Annotated in this window: 19 protein-coding genes and 1 tRNA gene; 11 read left to right on the plus strand and 9 right to left on the minus strand. The window is 39.2% G+C overall.

The annotated features are described in order from the left end of the window. Positions 1–23 precede the first annotated feature (23 nt). A tRNA-Ser gene (locus DV434_RS04530) sits at positions 24–113 on the minus strand. Between the two features lie 152 nt (positions 114–265). Beyond that, complete coding sequence (gene rne / locus DV434_RS04535; protein ID WP_118785135.1) at positions 266–3,079, minus strand: ribonuclease E; 2,814 nt, start codon at positions 3,077–3,079, stop codon at positions 266–268. Here rne and DV434_RS10725 point away from each other — a divergent pair. The 4 genes from DV434_RS10725 to hflX all read left to right on the plus strand — a co-directional run bounded on the left by DV434_RS10725 (position 3,079) and on the right by hflX (position 6,202). After that, positions 3,079–3,291: a hypothetical protein gene (locus DV434_RS10725; RefSeq protein ID WP_153063178.1), complete on the plus strand. Its 213-nt coding sequence runs from the start codon at positions 3,079–3,081 to the stop codon at positions 3,289–3,291. The genes rne and DV434_RS10725 overlap by 1 nt on opposite strands. Before the next feature lie 199 nt (positions 3,292–3,490). After that, complete coding sequence (gene rluC / locus DV434_RS04540) at positions 3,491–4,459, plus strand: 23S rRNA pseudouridine(955/2504/2580) synthase RluC (protein ID WP_118785136.1); 969 nt, start codon at positions 3,491–3,493, stop codon at positions 4,457–4,459. Between the two features lie 91 nt (positions 4,460–4,550). Next, positions 4,551–4,826, plus strand: a complete 276-nt coding sequence (hfq, locus tag DV434_RS04545; RefSeq protein WP_118785137.1) for an RNA chaperone Hfq — start codon at positions 4,551–4,553, stop codon at positions 4,824–4,826. A 14-nt stretch (positions 4,827–4,840) separates the two neighbouring features. Beyond that, entirely contained in the window at positions 4,841–6,202 is a 1,362-nt protein-coding gene (hflX, locus tag DV434_RS04550) for a ribosome rescue GTPase HflX (RefSeq protein WP_118785138.1), read from the plus strand. 11 nt (positions 6,203–6,213) lie between these two features. On the opposite strand, the gene DV434_RS04555 is transcribed toward hflX, so the two are convergent. Together DV434_RS04555 and mepM are read right to left on the minus strand one after the other, a co-directional pair. Further along, the gene (locus tag DV434_RS04555) at positions 6,214–7,170 is read right to left on the minus strand and encodes a sigma 54-interacting transcriptional regulator (protein WP_118785139.1); all 957 of its coding nucleotides are present in this window, start codon (positions 7,168–7,170) and stop codon (positions 6,214–6,216) included. A 114-nt stretch (positions 7,171–7,284) separates the two neighbouring features. Continuing rightward, positions 7,285–8,715 (minus strand): murein DD-endopeptidase MepM, encoded by a 1,431-nt coding sequence (mepM, locus tag DV434_RS04560; RefSeq protein ID WP_479680710.1) that lies wholly within the window; start codon positions 8,713–8,715, stop codon positions 7,285–7,287. A 177-nt stretch (positions 8,716–8,892) separates the two neighbouring features. Here mepM and znuC point away from each other — a divergent pair, with 177 nt between their 5' ends. From znuC to tilS, 5 genes are all read left to right on the plus strand, one after another. Further along, positions 8,893–9,699, plus strand: coding sequence for a zinc ABC transporter ATP-binding protein ZnuC (gene znuC / locus DV434_RS04565; protein ID WP_118785141.1), 807 nt, complete (start codon positions 8,893–8,895; stop codon positions 9,697–9,699). Continuing rightward, on the plus strand, positions 9,699–10,484 hold the full coding sequence (znuB, locus tag DV434_RS04570; protein ID WP_118785142.1) for a zinc ABC transporter permease subunit ZnuB: 786 nt from the start codon (positions 9,699–9,701) through the stop codon (positions 10,482–10,484). The genes znuC and znuB overlap by 1 nt, the downstream gene beginning before the upstream one ends. Positions 10,485–10,572: 88 nt before the next feature. Beyond that, positions 10,573–11,520 carry an acetyl-CoA carboxylase carboxyl transferase subunit alpha gene (gene accA, locus DV434_RS04575; protein WP_118785143.1) on the plus strand — a complete coding sequence of 316 codons (948 nt, stop codon included), beginning with the start codon at positions 10,573–10,575 and terminating at the stop codon, positions 11,518–11,520. 72 nt (positions 11,521–11,592) lie between these two features. Beyond that, complete coding sequence (gene pdxY / locus DV434_RS04580; RefSeq protein WP_118785144.1) at positions 11,593–12,459, plus strand: pyridoxal kinase; 867 nt, start codon at positions 11,593–11,595, stop codon at positions 12,457–12,459. Next, entirely contained in the window at positions 12,459–13,751 is a 1,293-nt protein-coding gene (gene tilS / locus DV434_RS04585; RefSeq protein ID WP_118785145.1) for a tRNA lysidine(34) synthetase TilS, read from the plus strand. Before pdxY ends, tilS begins: the two co-directional genes overlap by 1 nt. Positions 13,752–13,758: 7 nt before the next feature. On the opposite strand, the gene mutH is transcribed toward tilS, so the two are convergent. From mutH to DV434_RS04600, 3 genes are all read right to left on the minus strand, one after another. Continuing rightward, entirely contained in the window at positions 13,759–14,430 is a 672-nt protein-coding gene (mutH, locus tag DV434_RS04590; protein ID WP_118785146.1) for a DNA mismatch repair endonuclease MutH, read from the minus strand. Next, a complete protein-coding gene (locus DV434_RS04595; RefSeq protein WP_192881468.1) occupies positions 14,427–14,966 on the minus strand; it encodes a methylated-DNA--[protein]-cysteine S-methyltransferase in 540 nt (179 codons plus the stop codon). Before DV434_RS04595 ends, mutH begins: the two co-directional genes overlap by 4 nt. A gap of 76 nt (positions 14,967–15,042) precedes the next feature. Continuing rightward, positions 15,043–16,344 (minus strand): porin, encoded by a 1,302-nt coding sequence (locus DV434_RS04600; RefSeq protein WP_118785170.1) that lies wholly within the window; start codon positions 16,342–16,344, stop codon positions 15,043–15,045. 207 nt (positions 16,345–16,551) lie between these two features. On the opposite strand from DV434_RS04600, the gene DV434_RS04605 reads away from it, so the two are divergent. Then, positions 16,552–16,839 (plus strand): YfcZ/YiiS family protein, encoded by a 288-nt coding sequence (locus DV434_RS04605; protein WP_118785148.1) that lies wholly within the window; start codon positions 16,552–16,554, stop codon positions 16,837–16,839. 135 nt (positions 16,840–16,974) lie between these two features. Further along, the gene (purM, locus tag DV434_RS04610) at positions 16,975–18,012 is read left to right on the plus strand and encodes a phosphoribosylformylglycinamidine cyclo-ligase (protein WP_118785149.1); all 1,038 of its coding nucleotides are present in this window, start codon (positions 16,975–16,977) and stop codon (positions 18,010–18,012) included. A gap of 91 nt (positions 18,013–18,103) precedes the next feature. Here purM and cpdA read toward each other — a convergent pair whose 3' ends face one another. Beyond that, positions 18,104–18,928: a 3',5'-cyclic-AMP phosphodiesterase gene (cpdA, locus tag DV434_RS04615; RefSeq protein WP_118785150.1), complete on the minus strand. Its 825-nt coding sequence runs from the start codon at positions 18,926–18,928 to the stop codon at positions 18,104–18,106. 9 nt (positions 18,929–18,937) lie between these two features. Beyond that, positions 18,938–19,570, minus strand: coding sequence for an ADP-ribose diphosphatase (gene nudF, locus DV434_RS04620; protein ID WP_118785151.1), 633 nt, complete (start codon positions 19,568–19,570; stop codon positions 18,938–18,940). Positions 19,571–19,687: the final 117 nt, after the last annotated feature.

Genomic DNA, 19,687 nt, shown 5'->3' on the forward strand with positions numbered 1-19,687 from the left:
ATTAGTTAACTTTTAAAAGTTGATGGCGGAGGAATAGGGATTCGAACCCTAGGAGGGCGTAAACCCTCGCCGGTTTTCAAGACCGGTGCCTTCAACCACTCGACCATTCCTCCGTGATTTAATGCGCACGCATAATACGTTTTTTGAGAAAAATCGTCAAGCAGAAATCATCTCATTTTTATTAAGTGATTATTTTTACTGCAACCCAAAAATAAAAAGAATTGACATAATAAAAATCACGCCAATTCTAATTTTTTATTTTAGATTACTCTGATTTTGCTCGGGTAGGCTCAGAATATACATGGCTAATCGCACAATGATGCCCTGCCGCCCCTTTACCGTAAAAATAATAGCGAGAATCTTGCCATTCAGTAATTGGGAAAGCTTCTGGCATTTCATCACTTGCTTTCGCCAAAGTCATCTCTGCTTTTGTATGAGTAACTGAAGAAATAGTACCTAAACGTCCATTAAACTCATAAGTACGAACAAAGGCTGGTTTATTTACAGTTTCAGGCTCATTTACAGCAATCGTTGCTTCAATAGACTCAACGGTTTCTTGAGGTTTATGAGAATTTAAACGATCTAAAGATTCTTGTACTTTTTTCTGTACAGATTCATTAGCTGGCTGAGTAATAAAATCTAATGCTGGTTTTACTTCAAGAGATTTTTCTTCAACCACAATCCCCATTGCTGGCGTGATAAAACCTTTTTTAGTTTTCTCTTGCTCGAGCAATTCATCCACAGATAAGAAATTATTTTCTTTCGGAATGTTCACTGTTGAATAGTCCACCCAAGCTTTTCCACTTGCCAATTCAGGTGAAGCCACTGCAGCAAATAATGGCATTGGCGATTTTGGCTCTTGATTACGGCGACGACGTTGATTATTCGCTGCTCGTAAATGACGTGGGGTACGACGTTGACGATCTTGACGTTCAGAACGTTCTTGGTTTTGACGAACTGGTTTTTCATCATCTTGAACGGTCTGAACTTCGACGACATCCACTTCTGGCATTTGTTCAACAATGTTTTCGTTATTTTCAACAGCCATCTCACTATCTTCAACGCGCACGCGTTTACGTAAATCACGACGTTGACGGCGTTGAGTCACTTGCTCAGTTTTTTCATCCTGAGCCTCAAAAACCGGTGTAGAATTTACCGCACTTTCAGCGATACTTTCTTCCACTAAGTTACGGCGAGGACGGCGTTGATTACGCTCGCGGATATTACGAACTTGCTCTTCGGTTCTTTCCCTTTCGTTATTTTCAGAACGTGGACGACGAGAAGTACGGCGATCCTGTGGACGACGTTGATTACGATTAGAATTGCGCGAAGTGCGGTTATTTTTTGGTTTATTTTCTTCGGATTCAGAAGCAAATAAACCTTTAATTTTCGCAATAATTTTTGCCAACAAAGACGGTTCATTCGATTTACGCTCAACTGGTGTCGGAGCCGCTTCAGAAATAGAAAGAGCCACTGCCGCACTTTCAACTGCAGGTTGTTCAGCAACAACGGTTGTTTCCACATTACGAGAAACAAGAGATTCCTCGGTGCTTTCATCTTTCTCGCAGTGAATTTTCGCTAAGTTATAGCTCAATTCGTTCACTTCTTCGCCATCGCGTAAGCGGAAAACGCTAAAGTGCGGTGTTTCCATTGCTTCATTTGGCGCAACAATGACATCTACATTGTGACGTTTTTCAATATTGCTTATTGCTTTACGTTTTTCGTTAAGAAGATAAGAAGCAATTTGTACTGGTACAATCGTATGCACTTGCTTGGTGTTTTCTTTTAATGCTTCTTCCTCGATTAGACGCAAGATAGACAAGGAAAGAGATTCGTTATCACGCACTTTACCTGTTCCTTGACAACGAGGACAAATGTGATGTGAAGACTCACCTAATGAAGGACTTAAACGCTGACGCGACATTTCTAACAAACCGAAACGAGAAATGCGGCTAATTTGAATACGAGCACGATCTTGACGAACGGCATCACGAATACGATTTTCTACTTCACGTTGGTGACGAACTGGCGTCATATCAATGAAATCGATAACAACTAAACCACCTAAGTCACGCAAACGTAATTGGCGAGCAATTTCATCTGCCGCTTCAAGGTTAGTATTTAATGCCGTTTCTTCAATATCGCCACCACGAGTAGAACGCGCGGAGTTAATATCAATAGCAGTTAAGGCTTCAGTTACATCAATAACGATTGAACCGCCAGAAGGTAAACGCACTTCACGTTGGAATGCTGACTCGATTTGAGATTCGATCTGATAGTGGCTGAAAAGAGGCACTTCGCCTTGATAAAGTTTCACGCGATTGATGAAATCAGGGCGAACCAGTTTGATATGCTCTTTTGCTTTTTCAAACACTTTCGGGCTATCAATAAGGATCTCACCAATATCACGGCGCAAATAATCACGAATAGCACGAACAATTACATCACTTTCTTGATGAATCAAGAAAGGTGCTGGACGATTTTGAGAGGCTTGTTTAATCGCTTCCCAATGGTGAAGTAAAACTTTTAAGTCCCACTGCAACTCTTCTGGAGATTTCCCCACACCAGCAGTACGAACAATCAACCCCACGCCTTCAGGCACATCTAATGAACTTAATGCCTCTTTTAATTCAGTACGCTCATCCCCTTCGATACGACGAGAGATTCCACCCGCACGCGGATTATTTGGCATAATGACCAAATAACTACCCGCAAGAGAAACGAAAGTGGTTAAGGCTGCGCCTTTGTTTCCGCGTTCTTCTTTATTAACTTGAACGATAACTTCTTGGCCTTCGCTCAAGATATCGCGAATATTCGGACGACCTTGGAAAACATAATCATCGGGAAAATATTCACGAGCAATTTCTTTTAATGGCAAAAAACCATGACGTTCTGCACCATAATCTACAAAAGCCGCTTCTAAGCTTGGCTCAACGCGAGTAATTTTCCCTTTGTAGATGTTCGCTTTTTTTTGCTCATGTCCTGGACTTTCAATATCCAGGTCAAATAAGCGCTGTCCGTCAACAAGCGCTACACGCAACTCTTCTTTTTGAGTCGCATTAATTAACATTCTTTTCATTGTCAATTCTCTTATTAAATATTTTAAAAGACCTCAAAATAAACCGCACTTTGCTTCGTTATCGACCTCGTGTTTCTCGCGCCAGTCAATCTCACGACTGTATGTTGCTGGGTGCATTGATAACGTTATTAAGCATAAACGTTTGCTTTATAAAACAACGCGATATTCCACACGCGTTGCAAGCGGCTAATTCATTTCAAGAAAAATGTTGATTATCAATGTCTTATGCCGATTGCTGCATTGAGTTTTCACCAACAAAACTTATCCTTTTTTACGCAAATTCTTAGACGCAAAAAGACGCTCTATTATCCATAGAAAACGATTAATTAGCAAGGTGAATATTACGCTCATAGAGTTACGTTAATAGAGCCTTTGTGATATGATTCGCGCCAATTTTCAAAAGGAAAAAAGATGACAGAACAAAACGAAAAAATCATTAATTCATCAGTAAAAATGTTGACAATTAGTGAAGATGAAAGCGGCCAACGTATCGATAATTATTTATTAGCAAAACTCAAAGGCGTACCCAAAAGTTTAATTTATCGTATTGTGCGTAAAGGTGAAGTGCGGGTAAATAAAGGCCGGATTAAGCCAGAATATAAACTGCAAACAGGTGATATTGTTCGCGTTCCGCCAGTGCGTGTGGCTGAAAAAAACGATGCGTCGATTTCAAAAAATCTCAATAAAGTCGCCGCACTTGAAAATCAAATTTTGTTTGAAGATAATTGTTTGATTGTTTTAAATAAACCTTCAGGAATCGCTGTGCATGGCGGGAGTGGTTTAAATTTTGGTGTGATTGAAGCCTTGCGAGCATTGCGTCCAGAAGCACGGTTTTTAGAACTGGTTCATCGTTTGGATCGCGATACATCAGGCATTTTATTAATTGCTAAAAAACGTTCAGCATTACGTAATTTGCATGAACAACTTCGCGTAAAAACCGTTCAAAAAGATTATTTAGCGTTAGTACGTGGACAATGGCAATCCCATGTAAAAGTTGTTCAAGCACCGCTTTTGAAAAATGAATTATCCAGCGGAGAGCGCATTGTGCGTGTCAGCGAGCAAGGCAAACCATCTGAAACCCGATTTAGCATTGAAGAACGCTATACAAATGCTACGCTCGTGAAGGCTTCACCAGTCACAGGGCGAACCCATCAAATCCGTGTACATACACAATATGCCGGACATCCCATTGCATTAGATGATAAATACGGTGATAAAGATTTTGATAAACAAATGAGCGAATTAGGATTGAACCGTTTGTTCTTGCATGCCTTTTCAATTCGATTTGAGCACCCTAAAAATGGCGAAACACTGCGTTTCAATGCACCACTAGATCATAAAATGAAAGCAATTTTACAAAAGTTACGGGAAAGCAAATAGACAACATTTGTGTTTATTGCTACACTTGCGCGCGGAGACAACTCGTTTCTATCACCAAAATTTCATAATAACGACAACAAAGGATAGCAAAATGGCAAAAGGACAATCTTTACAAGATCCTTATTTAAATGCGCTTCGTCGCGAACGCATTCCTGTATCAATCTACCTTGTAAACGGAATCAAACTTCAAGGTCAAATTGAATCATTCGATCAATTCGTGATTTTATTAAAAAACACTGTGAACCAAATGGTATATAAACACGCAATTTCAACCGTTGTGCCTGCGCGATCTGTTTCTCATCACAATAGCAGCCATCATGTAGCAACACCTGAAGCCGTTGAAAACGTGGAAACACAAGCAGAATAATCACAGCTCCATCAATGGATAATCAATATTTATTAAGTGCGGTTGAAAATTCTCAGGAAATTTCAACCGCACTTTCTTCATCCCAACAATCTGAAAAAACGCGTGATACCGCCATCGTGGTTCACGTTTTCTTTGCGCAAGATAAAAACACTGATGATCTACAAGAGTTTTTGCTACTCGCTGATTCTGCTAATGTGGATGTATTAGATACTATCACTACAAGCCGTAACACTCCTCAAGCTAAATATTTTGTAGGTGAGGGAAAAGCTCAAGAAATTGCAGATGCGGTGCAATCACATAATGCTGATGTAGTGCTTTTTAACCATCAATTAACCCCCGCACAAACACGTAACTTAGAAAGTTTGTGTCATTGTCGAGTGGTCGATCGCACTGGCGTCATTTTAGATATTTTCGCCCAACGAGCACGTTCTCATGAGGGAAAATTACAGGTTGAACTTGCGCAACTAAAACACTTATCCACTCGATTAGTTCGTCGCAAAACAGGATTAGATCAACAAAAAGGGGCAGTAGGATTACGTGGGCCGGGTGAAACCCAGTTAGAAACAGATCGTCGATTGATTAAAGTACGCATTTCTCAATTACAAAATCGATTGGCAAAAGTGGAGAAACAGCGTAATCAAAATCGCCAAACACGCCAAAAGGCAGATATCCCGACCATTTCACTTGTTGGCTATACCAATGCAGGGAAATCAACCTTATTTAATCGTTTAACCAATGCAGAGGTTTATGCAGCAGATCAGCTTTTTGCAACCTTAGATCCAACTTTACGAAAATTACAGATTCAAGATGTTGGTACGGCAATTTTAGCGGATACAGTAGGATTTGTTCGACAGCTTCCGCATGATCTTGTTTCAGCCTTTAAATCGACTTTACAAGAAACGGTAGAAGCTAGCTTATTACTTCATGTGATTGATGCGGCTGATTCACGAAAACAAGAAAATATCGATGCAGTCAATGATGTGCTAGAAGAAATTGGTGCAGGACAAGTGCCTGTTCTATTGGTATATAACAAAATTGATTTGTTGGAAAATGTTACGCCGCATATCGAATACAATGATGAAAACCAGCCTGTTGCGGTCTATCTCTCTGCGCAAGATGATCTGGGTATTCATTTATTGTTTGAAGCCATTAAAGTGCGGTTAAAAAACGAGATACTTTCTCTTTCTTTAATTTTACAACCTCACGAAGGCAAACTTCGCCATGCTTTTTATCAACTTGATTGTGTACGCCATGAACAAATTTCGGAACAGGGAGAATTCTTATTAGACGTACAGATTGATAAAATTATGTGGTTAAAGTTATGTAAGCAATCTTCTAGATTAGCGGATATTAAAATACAATCTCAGGATGCCTAATTTATAGAAAATTATTTTCCAATCCCATATTGTTTCAATTTATTCGCAATCGCAGTATGGGAAACGCCTAAACGTTGAGCTAATTTTCTCGTGCTTGGATATTCTGCATAAAATAATTTTAGAACTTGTGCCTCATAAGAACCGATGATTTCATCTAAGGTTTTATTTTCAAATTCATCCAAAGAAATCACCGCACTTTGTGACGGAGCAAGATTTAAACTTTCGATAGTTAAATGATTATCTTGTACCAGAGAGCAGGCACGATAAAGAGTGTTATAAAGTTCACGAACATTCCCTTTCCAATCATATTTCTGCAAATAAAGAAGAAAATCTTTATCGAAAGTTGGTTTTGCAATTTTTAATTCTTCGCTGATGTCCTGTAAAAAACCTTGTGTCAGCGGCTCAATATCTGCCATGCGATCACGTAATGGTGGCACATTAAGAGTAAGAACATTTAAGCGATGAAATAAATCAGCACGAACTTTACCTTGCTCAACAAGCAAATGAAGTGGAATTTGTGATGTGCAAATTACGCGCACATTTGCATAATGTTCCTTTTCTTCGCCTACTCGACGGAAAGATCCATCCGTTAAAAAACGCAATAATTTTGCCTGTAAACTCAATGAAAGTTCAGCTATACCATCCAGTAAAACCGTCCCTTTATTAGCGTATTCAAAAAAACCAATGGTTTCACTGTCGCCAACTTTTCTACCAAACATTTCACTTTCCGCATCTTCATCAGGCAACCCAGCACAATTTACTGCGATAAATTTTTTATCACGACGTAAACTCTGATAATGGCAGGCTTTCGCTAACAAATCTTTTCCACTCCCCGTTTCGCCTTGAATTAACAAAGGCACATCAAACATAGCAAAACGTTTCGCGTTTTCTACCGCACTTTTCATCGCTTCACTTTGTACAACAAAACAATCGAAAGGATTTTGTGGATCAAATTTAGAAATTGTCATATTCAGGGAATGGAAATAATTAAGATATGGCTATGATAATTTCTTTACAACAAAGTGTAAATATTATTTTACATAAGGTAAAAATGCGACCATTTTTGACCGCACTTTATATAGCTAAGGTTTTAACATTTTTTCTGCTTCACGAACACGAACAAGGAATTGTTTACGTTCAGCTGAACTCATACCGCTGCTAGTACCCGGTAATTTTACGGTAAGAGGATTCACTGCTCGACCGTTAATATGAAATTCATAATGTAAATGCGGCCCCGTAGAAATGCCCGTGTTACCAGAAAGCGCAATACGTTCGCCTTTTTTAACTGTTTGCCCTGCTTTTACTAAGGGTTTGCTCAAGTGCATATAAACAGTTTGATATTCACGCCCGTGACGCAATACAACATAACGCCCAGCACCGCCAGCCTGATAAGCGACCTTTTCAACTGTACCATCTGCTGGTGCAATAACTGGTGTGCCTTGAGAAACAGAGAAATCCACGCCTTTATGGGGACGAACACGTCCTGTTACTGGATGGCGACGATTTGGATTAAAAGGGGAGGAAACGCGTGCTTGTCGCTGCAATGGATAACGAGCAAAACCTTTGCCTAAAGTTTCTCCTTGCTGATTATAATAACGACCATTTGCCGCTTGCACTGCATAATAATTTTTACCACCAGATGAAATACGTAACGCCTCAACATTACCTTGACCTGTAAGTTTATCGCCTAAATATTCACGAGAAACTAAAATGGCAAATTGAGTGCCTTTTTTTAGTTTTCTCAAACTCACTTGCCATTGTAAGGTGTTACTAAGTTGGCTAATTTGACGCGTATTAAGACCTTGTTCTCTTAAACTACTATTTAAAGAATTTTGAATCTCGCCTTTTAATACTTCTTTTCGCCAAATACTTTTCTTTTCAATAACTTGGCGTTTAAATTGCCCATCTTCAACACGTTCATAAACCCGTTCTTCTTTTTCAGATACCAGCCAATTCAAATATTCTAAGTTGTCACTTTTATCTAAAACCCAATAAAACTGCTGACCTGCTTTTAAGTGGGCTAAATCAGGATCTAGCGCCAGCAACTGTTGTACTGTTAAATCATCCAAGCCAGACAGAGCCAAAACATCTTTTAAGGTGTCCCCTTCGGTCACCGTATAGCTAAATTGATCGGTAATTTTTATGGCTTGATCGGCAGCATCCAATACGCCATTGAGCGCATCTTGTGCGTGTTGAGGCAAAGTATCGAAGTCATCCGCAGGTGGTTTTATTTCATCAACTTCGTCATCTTTTGCTTGTAGCTCATCATCATAAGAGGTGGCGTTTTCTTCAGATTGAAATGTGGTGGGATTTTGTTGCGTTTTACTTGACGATGTATTTAACGCTTGATATTCCATATTATCTGCGGTGGAGAAAACGGGATTTTCTTCAGATTTGTCTTTTATTGTAAGTAAAATGCCTGTCAAAATAAGCAGAATAGCAACAAAAAACACGCCTACTTTTATATACGCGCGTTTTTTTCGTCTATCTCGAGCTAATTTTACGTGTTGCACTGACATCCCTAAAATAAAAAAGTTTTCAGCATTCAGACTACAGATTATAAAGAAAATTCATTCCTATGGAAAAAGCATTATTCAAATGCTTAAATATTCGACATTGGGTAGAAAATCTTGAGAATTCTATAAAAATGCGTTATTTTCCCCAACCATTGTTGAAAACACGGCGATTTTATGAATATCACAGCCATTCGCAACGAGCAAAACCCACAACCGCTCATTCAATTAAAAAATATCAATGTGGTTTTCGCACAAAAAACCGCTCTGCAAGATATTAATTTAAATATCTATCCCAATTCTATTATTACCATTGTGGGGCCAAATGGTGGTGGCAAATCTACGTTGTTAAAAACCTTATTAAAATTACAAACGCCCACTTCTGGCGAAGTCATTTATAGTAAAAATGTTCGTATTGGTTATGTGCCACAAAAAATCCATTTGGACCATAGTTTACCCATTACGGTCGAGCGATTTCTTTCACTAAAAAAAGGGGTTAAAACACAAGAAATATCCACCGCACTTGAGCAACTTTCGATTTCACATTTACGCAAAAGCAATATGCAAAAACTTTCTGGTGGCGAAATGCAACGCGTATTATTGGCGCGTGCAATTTTAAATAAACCGAATTTACTTGTGCTAGATGAACCCACTCAAGGCGTAGATATTACTGGGCAAGCAGAGCTTTATCAGCTAATTCATCAAACCCAACAAAAATTAAATTGTGCTGTATTGATGGTATCACACGATTTACACATTGTGATGGCGGACAGCAAAGAAGTATTGTGTATTAACCAACATATTTGCTGTGCAGGTACGCCTGATGTTCTGTCAAATGATCCAACATTTATGCGTTTATGGGGAAATCAGCTCGCACAAAATGTCGGCTTTTATACTCATCATCATAATCATCATCACACCTTGCACGGCGATGTGTGCGGTTGTAATTCATCAGCAGTGCATTGCCAAAATAAGGATAAATAATGTTTGAGATTTTATTTCCTGCCCTTTTAACAGGCATTTTGCTTTCACTTATTACCGCGCCACTTGGCGTATTTGTGGTGTGGCGGAAAATGGCTTATTTTGGTGACACACTTTCTCATTCTGCCTTGCTCGGCGTGGCATTAGGTATTTTCTTACAAGTCAATCCTTACATTGCGATTGTCGTGCTGACCTTAATTCTTGCTATCGCAATGGTGTGGTTAGAAAGCAACACGCAATTTTCCATTGATACTTTGCTCGGCATTATCGCCCATAGCTGCTTATCTCTCGGGGTTGTGACAGTAGGATTACTACATAATGTACGGGTAGATTTGATGAGTTACTTATTTGGGGATTTGCTCGCAATTAATTATACCGATTTAATTTATATTGGGATTGGCGTAATAATTGTGCTTTCAACATTAATTTACTTTTGGCAATCCTTACTTTCCACCACCGTATCGCCAGAACTCGCGCAAGTTGAAGGCATTAATATCAAAAAAATGCGTTTTATTTTGATGATATTAACCGCATTGACCATTGCCTTGAGCATGAAATTTGTCGGTGCATTAATAATCACATCCTTATTAATAATCCCTGCAGCAACTGCTCGTCGCTTTGCGAGAACGCCAGAATCTATGGTGGGCTGGGCAATTGTAGTCAGTATGTTGTCGATTATAGCTGGGCTAATATTATCAGCCTTTTATGATACCGCTGCTGGGCCTTCTGTTGTCATTTGTTCAGCGTTTTTATTTATCTTATCACTCTTCAAAAAAGAGCGATTATAAGCTTGCCCAACCAGTGAAAACCATTTGCGCCACACTTTAATTCTTGATAAAGTGCGGTCAATTTTTACGGTCTTTTTAGGATAAGAAAATGAGCCAAGAATATTTAGATTTTGAATTGCCGATTGCAGAATTAGAAGCAAAAATTGAAGCATTACGTGCAGCATCGGATGATAAAGTCGATTTAACTGATGAAATCAAACGCTTACAAAAGAAAAGTAACGAACTCACTAAAAAAACCTTTGCTAACCTCGATGCTTGGCAAGTTTCACGTATGGCGCGTCATCCAAATCGCCCTTATACATTAGATTATATCGAACATATTTTTACTGAATTTGAAGAACTTGCAGGCGATCGCGCATTTGCTAATGATAAAGCGATCGTTGGCGGTCTTGCACGTTTAGATGGTCGTCCAGTGATGGTAATTGGTCATCAAAAAGGTCGTTCCGTAAAAGAAAAAGTACAACGCAATTTTGGTATGCCCGCACCTGAAGGCTATCGTAAAGCGTTACGTTTAATGGAAATGGCTGAACGTTTTAAATTGCCAATTATCACATTTATTGACACACCAGGAGCTTATCCTGGTATCGGCGCAGAAGAACGTGGTCAAGCGGAAGCTATCGCCCGTAACTTACGCGAAATGGCACAACTTACCGTTCCTGTTATTTGTACCGTTATCGGTGAAGGCGGTTCGGGCGGTGCATTAGCTATTGGCGTCGGCGATAAAGTGAATATGTTGCAGTATTCCACTTATTCTGTGATCTCGCCTGAAGGCTGCGCTTCTATTCTTTGGAAAAGTGCAGAAAAAGCATCAACAGCAGCAGAAGTAATGGGATTAACCGCAAGCCGTTTAAAAGAATTAAATCTCATCGATAGCATTGTGCAAGAACCTTTAGGTGGCGCACATCGTAATTATCTAGAAATGGCTGAAAACTTAAAACTTCGTTTAAAAGAAGATTTAGCAGAGCTCGACGGGCTAAGCAAAGAAGAATTATTAAATAGACGCTATGCACGTTTAATGTCTTACGGTTATTGCTAACTAACATTCTAAAAGAGCGGTGATTTTTGCCGCTCTTTTTTGATCTAAATATACAACAAAGGAGAAAACACAATGAAAAACGTACTTTCGATTCAATCCCACGTGGTCTATGGTTTTGCGGGTAACAAATCCGCGACTTTTCCAATGCAGTTATTAGGCGTCGATGTATGGGCATTAAATACCGTTCAATTTTCTAATCACACGCAATATGGAAAATGGACAGGTATGGTCATTCCACAAGAACAAATCCGAGAAATTATAACTGGACTTGATAACATTGAAAAACTACAAGAATGTGATGCTTTGTTATCAGGTTATTTAGGTTCTGCGGAACAAGTTGATCAAATTCTTTTTGCCTTAGAACAAATCAAACTGCGTAATCCAAATGCACTTTATTTATGTGACCCAGTGATGCCACATCCGAAAAAAATCTGCGTTGTTGCCAATGGTGTTCGCGAAGCACTTATTGAAAAAGCCATTCCAGTGGCAGATATTATGACGCCAAACTTACACGAATTGCGTCAGCTAACCGAATTTCCAATTAATACCTTTGACGATGTATTAAAAGCAGTGAATGCGTTGATTGCCAAAGGCGTGAAAAAAGTTCTTGTTAAACATTTAGGTAGTGCGGGTAAAATTAACGATCCTGATACATTTGAAATTATTATGGCAACCCCTGAAGGTGTTTGGCATTTAAGCCGTCCGCTTTATCAATTCAACTTTGAACCAGTGGGCGTGGGCGATTTAATCGCGGGTACATTCTTAGCAAATTTACTCAATGGAAAATCTGATGTAGAAGCCTTTGAAGCCATGAATAACGAAGTAGCAGGTGTAATGAAAACCACCTTTGAATTGGGTTCTTACGAATTACAAACCATTGCCGCACGTTTTGAAATTCTCAACCCAAGCAGCAATTATAAAGCTGAAAAAGTTGCCTAATGGACTTACTTTCAGACATTGAAAAACAACTCAAACAAACCACCGCTCAAGCATTTCTTATTGCCTTGAGTGGTGGTTTGGATTCCACTGTACTTCTTTCTTTATTTGCAAAACTTCGTCAAAAACAACCGCACTTACCGCCTTTATCAGTACGAGCAATCCATATCTATCACGGCTTAAGCCCCAATGCAGACGGCTGGGCTAAACACTGCCAAAACTTGTGCGATCAATTTCAAATTCCGCTGATTATCGAGCGAGTAAAAGTAGATAAAACCAATGGCATTGAGGCTGGGGCGCGTGAAGCACGCTATCAAGCCATAAAAAAACATCTTCAAACGCAAGAAATACTGGTTACGGCACATCATCTAAATGATCAAACAGAAACATTTTTCTTAGCGTTAAAACGTGGCAGTGGGCTACAAGGCTTGGGCTCCATGCAACAACAAAGTGTATTATTCGGAATGCCAATTTTACGCCCATTGTTAGGCTTTACTCGCCCACAGTTAGAAGATTATGCGCAAAAAGAAAATCTCAACTGGATTACAGACGAAAGTAATGAGGATAATCGATTTGATCGCAATTTCTTGCGCAATGAAATTTTGCCTGAATTACGTGAACGCTGGGCTCATTTTGATTTAACCGTGCAACGTTCTGCTCAACATTGTTTTGAACAGCAACAGTTAATTAATGATTTATTGAGCGAATTCTTTGCAGAACATTGTCAAATTAAAAGCCAATTTAAACTGCTCCAATTTCGCGAATATTCACCAGCAAAACAGACCGCACTTTTGCGTATGTGGCTTGCCAAAAACCAACTTGAAATGCCAAGTAAACGCCAACTTACACAACTTATTAATGATGTTGTTTTTGCAAAAGAAGAGGCAAATCCTCAATTTCAGCTTGTAAATAAAGTCATTCGACGTTATCAGGACTGTTTATATTTAACTAAGCCGTTTTCTGATCTAACCAAATGCTCCCTAAAATTAGAACAAAACACGCTAAGTTTACCCGATGATTTAGGCAATCTCACTGTTCAAGAAAATGAACAAAACCTGATTTTCTACTGGCAGGATTACTCTGTGACGCTAGAAAAAACGAACTTGCCTATTTCTATTCGCTTTGGCTATTCGGGCAAAATTAGACATCATCCAAAACGCCCAAGAGAAGATATAAAAAAAATCTGGCAAGAATTAAGCGTGCCACCTTGGGAACGAAATCGAATCCCCTTAATTTTTTATGGCAACAAGCTAAAAAGTGCGGTCGGTTTTTTCCGTGTTTTTGACGTGTCTTAAAATCAAGTTAAAGCGGCTTTACATCTAAAAACGCTTTCAAAATTTGAGCGGTGAATTCTTTTCTTAGATAAAAACCTAAAGGCAAGGTATCTATAATTTCGCCATTTTTTCCTATGCCTTTTGTCACAGAACGGCTATTTGCCCCCTTAGGGCGAAGTTGCATAACTTCACCAATTCGAGCGGTAATCTGCTCCAATTTGCCAAGTACAATTAAATCCATCAATTCTTCCCAATCTTGTTTTAATTGACGTTCTTGCTCAGCGGTTGGCTTCCATAAAATTGGCGTGCCAATATGGCGTTCACGTAATGGAATATGACGGCTGCCTTCAATCGGCATCCAAAGTACACAAGAAAGTTTATGACGAACGTGAGAATTTTCCCATTTAACCCCTGAATTTTGTACCAATGGGGCAAGGCTCACAAAGGTCGTTTCAAGAGGATAACCCTCAGCATTAATCGGTAACGTTTTAAGTTCAACACCTAAATGAGAAAAATCCTGTTCAGCTTTACTTCCTGCCGTTGCGCCTAAAGCACGCTCTAATAACATGCCTACCCAGCCTTTATCACGTTTTAAATCTGGTGGGACAGGGATATGCAGTTCATCAGCTAACTCCCCAAAAGTTAAGCCTGCAATTGATTGTGCTTGGGAAAGCAATTGTTCAAGGTTTTGTGGAATCATTCGTGATATTTCTTAAAAAAGCGAGGCTTAGTATTTTCAGTGCCTTTATCAATATAGGGAATTTTCTCTAACTGTAATAAAAAACGTTTTGCCTCTAAGCCACCACCAAAACCAGTTAAAGTACGAGCTTTACCTAAAATGCGGTGACAAGGAATAATAATGCTAATCGGGTTACTCCCTACTGCGCCTCCCACGGCACGAACAGCTTTAGGATTATTAATCCGTAACGCTAGCTCTCCATAAGTTGAAAGCTCGCCATAATCAATTTCTCGCAAGGCTTGCCAAATGGCTTGTTGAAACGCTGTGCCTTCTGGCTTTAAAGGAATATCTGCAAACCGCTCAACTTCCCCATTAAAATATCGTTCAAAAGCCAACCGCACTTTTTGAAAAACAGGCAATTCATCTTGCTTGTGCCATTTTGGATTAGGCTCATATTGCTCTTTTTCAAAATCAATATGAGTAATACTTTCACCATCAGATAAAATCAAAAGCCGGCCGACTGGTGAAGGATAATAAGTGTAATAAAGTGCGGTCATTTTTCGCCTTGTTTTATAAAAAGAAAAGCACACCTCGTGTGGAAGTGTGCTTTATTATGCTAAATTTTTTAACGGATTAGAAACTATAATTTAAGTTTAAGCCGTAAAGATTTGCATGTGCTTGAGAAGTATAATTTGCGGTTTCTGTTACCAATCCAGCCGTCGCCTTAGGTGTTATTTCCTCTTTAAAGTGAACTTTCTTACCTTTTAAGTAAGCATAGGCGAGATCAATAGATAAATTCGGGGTGAATTTATAAGTTGCCCCTAAACTATACCAAGTGCGATCGGTATCTGGAATTGCAGCACTACGGTGATGACGAGAAGCAGATTGATCGTAAGCAATACCCGCACGCAAGGTCAATTTTTCATCAAGATTATAACTTGCCCCTAATGCAATACGAGAGTTATTGCTATATTGTAATTCTTTATCAAAAGCTTCCTTACCATCTTCATAGCTAGCGTGTAATCTTGTTAAACGACTCCAATGAGTGTATTTATAACTATAATGCACAGCAAATTTGTCGGTTAATTGATGGAAACCAGAAAATTCTACATAATCTGGTAATTTAAGAGTTAAGCCACCCTTCTCACCAACTTTTCTTGCATCTGCACTAGTCGCTGTACGGTCAGTAAAATCAATATCAACTTTAGAATGGTAAGCTAAACCAATTCTGTTACCCTCATTAAATTGATACATCACCCCTGCATTCCAGCCAAGTCCCCAAGCAGCTTTATCTTGCAATTGTACAACTTGAGTATCAGGCTGCAATCCTTGCAACAGCGGCACCTTGTTAAGAATACCAGCACGACGATCAACTTTTGCTTTTGCATAAATAGCATTTGCACCTAGTCCCACGCTAAACCCCTCAGTCACACGATAAGCACCGCTTAAATTTAAATTAATAGAGGTGAGTTCTGTGGTACCACCAAACAAACCAGCATCATATCGATCGCCATATTCACTTTTTAAACCAAAATTCACATTCATCCCCGCACCCATTGCCCATTTATCATTCACAGGTACTGTAAAATACAAATTAGGTACAAAAGCGGCAGGAACAACTCGACGTTGTGCGGCAGAACCATTTACAGGATTTCCACTCGGCACAGCTGCACCAGTAAGCTTCACATCACCACTCATATTAATTCTAGAATCAACATAAACGCCACCTGTGGAAAACTGTGCAGTTTTAAATAAACTCATCAAAGCCGGGTTAGTTGCTACTACTGATGCATTATCTGCAATCGCCGCTTCACCCGCATACGCACGGCCAAGCCCAGAAGTAGAAACTTCCGCCAATTGGAACGCTGCCGCATTTGTGCCACCTGCAGCCAATAACATTGCAGTTGCTAAAACAGATTGATTAAATTTTTTCATTTGGAAACCTTTGTTATAAATAAAAATCTTGCCGATTCTAAAACTCGATGCCATTGAGCGCAAACCCATTTCCTTATTCTCACCAGAACTCCGACCAGTTAGCGGGAACTTTTTACATTTAATGGACTATTTTGTTAAATTTTTGTCATTTATGGAGAAAAAGAAAAATGATAAAATGCACCAAAATATTCATATAAGGAAAAGAAAATGACCGTAAAATGCAAAGCAGAAGAATCCTTAAGTTGTAGCTGTGTTGATGTAGGCACGATTATTGATGGCTCTGACTGTAGCGTAGAAGTACATCAAGTTTATAGCACAGAAGCAGATGCTAATGCAGCGCTTGAACGATTAACGAAGAAAGCGCGCGATACAGAAAGTGATCCTTGCGAAATTAAAAGCGAAATCGTGGCAGTTGAAAACGGCGTTCAATTAAATGCCTCTTTCACTTTTAGTTGCCAAGCAGAAGCGATGATTTTTGAACTGGCGAATCGTTAAAAACAATGTCAAACTCGACCGCACTTTTTCTAAAGTGCGGTTTTTTTATCTTAAATTTAAATCGCAAACGTTTGCTTAAGCTGTTAAAATAAATCGAAATTTATTTTTCAATACTTATCGATATAGGAAAACACTGTGAGCAAACAATCATTAAGCTATAAAGATGCCGGAGTTGACATTAATGCTGGCAATGCATTAGTTGAACGAATTAAACCAGAAGTGAAACGTACCACTCGTGCAGAAGTGATCGGGGGATTAGGTGGATTTGGCGCCTTATGTGCGATACCAAGCAAATATAAAGAACCTGTTTTAGTATCTGGCACTGATGGAGTTGGCACGAAATTACGCTTAGCCATTGATTTAAAAAAACACGACACTATTGGCATTGATTTAGTCGCTATGTGTGTCAATGATTTAGTCGTTCAAGGTGCTGAACCACTGTTTTTCTTAGATTATTATGCAACAGGAAAACTAGATGTTGATGTAGCAGCTGACGTTGTAAAAGGAATTGCTGATGGTTGTGTGCAATCGGGTTGTGCATTAGTGGGTGGTGAAACAGCAGAAATGCCGGGAATGTATCATGAAGGCGATTATGATTTAGCTGGGTTCTGTGTAGGCGTTGTAGAAAAATCTGAAATTATTGATGGTAGCCGTGTAAAAAATGGCGATGCCTTAATTGCGTTAGGTTCCAGTGGCCCACATTCAAACGGTTATTCTTTAGTTCGTAAAGTGATTGATGTTGCAGGCGTTAATCCTGCAACAGAGCTGCTTGATAATAAACCATTAAGCGAACATGTACTTGCGCCAACAAAAATCTATGTTAAATCCGTGTTAGCACTTATTAAACAAGCCGATGTTCATGCGATTGCACATTTAACAGGCGGCGGTTTCTGGGAAAACATTCCGCGCGTATTGCCTAAAAACACCAAAGCAGTAATTGATGAAAAAAGCTGGGAATGGCCTTCCGTGTTTAATTGGTTACAAGAAAAAGGCAATATCGACACATATGAAATGTACCGAACCTTCAATTGTGGTGTAGGCATGATAATTGCACTTCCTCAGGAGCAAGTCGAGACCGCATTAGCGATCTTAAAACAAGCGGGTGAGAATGCATGGTTAATCGGGCATATTGAACACGCTGAAGACGGTGCAGAACAAGTTGTGATTGCATAATAAAATCATAAAAAAATGGTACACATTTACTGATGCATACCATTTCTAACTGGAAAAAAGTGCGGTGAATTTTCACCGCACTTTAGTTTGATTAATACCCTTCTTCTTGCATATTCGGCAAAAATTCCGCTTGCTGAATGCGCTTTACTTCCGTACGAATTGAACCATCTGAATGTAGATCAATTTCACGCCAACCGGGCTGTAACGTATCAAGAGAAAAATACTGGCAATCAGGTTTAAATTGAATACAAGTCGCTGGTGTTGCCATCACTTGATAACCATTCCATTCACTGTTTACTTCTTGATGAATATGCCCATATAAAATAGCTTTCACATTGGTGAAAGGCGCAAGCACTTCTGCCAATTCGTGAGAATTACGAAGGTTATGTTGATCAAGCCATGCGGAATTAGTTGGTAATAAATGATGGTGTAATACAACCAACGTATAGCGTTCAGGATTTTTTTCTAAGGTTTCTTTTAATAAATCGAGTTGATGCTGGCTTAGTTGTCCGTGTGGTACACCATAAACTTGACTATCCAACAATAAGGCTTGCCAATGTTCGCCCAATAGAAGATGTTTTGCCGCGTTCATTGGTGGCTGATTTAAAAATTCTGCCATTTTAGGCTGAAAATCGTGATTTCCAGGAATCCAAAACACAGGTTTATTGAAAGGTTTCATCATTTCTACAAAACGAGTGTAACCTTCATCACTACTATCCTGCACCAGATCGCCTGTAGCAAGAATCACATCAAATTCGTTATTTTCTTGCTGAATTTCCTTTAATACTTGAGCAAAACTTGCTTGTGTATTTACCCCCAATAATTCCGCACGTTCATCTTTAAATAAATGGGGATCCGTAATTTGTAATAATTTAATAACAGGCTTTTCCGCCTGATAAACAAACGTATTTTTCATTAATGCCCCCTAACTACATTTCCAACTTTGTTGTAACTGAGCATAATTTAATTGAAGCCACTGCAGCCCGATCACTGCAATGCCATTGTCAATTTTCCCCTCGCACATCCATTGATACGCCTGTTCACGTTTTACTACGTGTACTCGAATGTCTTCATTTTCTTCAGCCAAACCGTGAATACCTTTTGCTTTTGAACTATCAACCTCACCGGCAAATAAATGAATTCTCTCCACCGTTCCACCTGGGCTATCCCACACACTTAAGCAATGCGTTAAATTTCTAACTTGAATTCCCGCTTCTTCTTCACTCTCACGCAAAGCAACCTCTTCCGGCTTTTCACCTTTTTCCACCATGCCTGCAATTAATTCGAGTAACCAAGGCGAACGATTAGATTCAGGATGATAAGCCGCGCCAATACGAACTTGCTCAACTAAAATCACAGAATCTTCTTTTTGATCATAAGCGATAACGGCAGAGGCAGCACCTTTAATAAGTAATTCACGCGTTACCACACCGCTTTCACCACCTGCAAAAAGCTTATGTTTAAATTGAATTCGTTTGAGTGTGAAAAAACCTTCATACAAAGTTTGCTCACCCAATATTTCTATATCTTGTTGGCTAAAGTGTTGAATTTCTGACATCTATTTTCTCCAAAACTGCGCGCAAAATCATACGCTTAAAAGGCTACAAAAAAAATAGAAGGTTTCCACTTTTTGTTGAAAGTTTGAAGTGAGTCACAAAATAAAATACCGTGATAA

It is taken from the genome of Haemophilus haemolyticus (assembly GCF_003493685.1).
Taxonomy (GTDB): Bacteria; Pseudomonadota; Gammaproteobacteria; order Enterobacterales; family Pasteurellaceae; genus Haemophilus; species Haemophilus haemolyticus_O.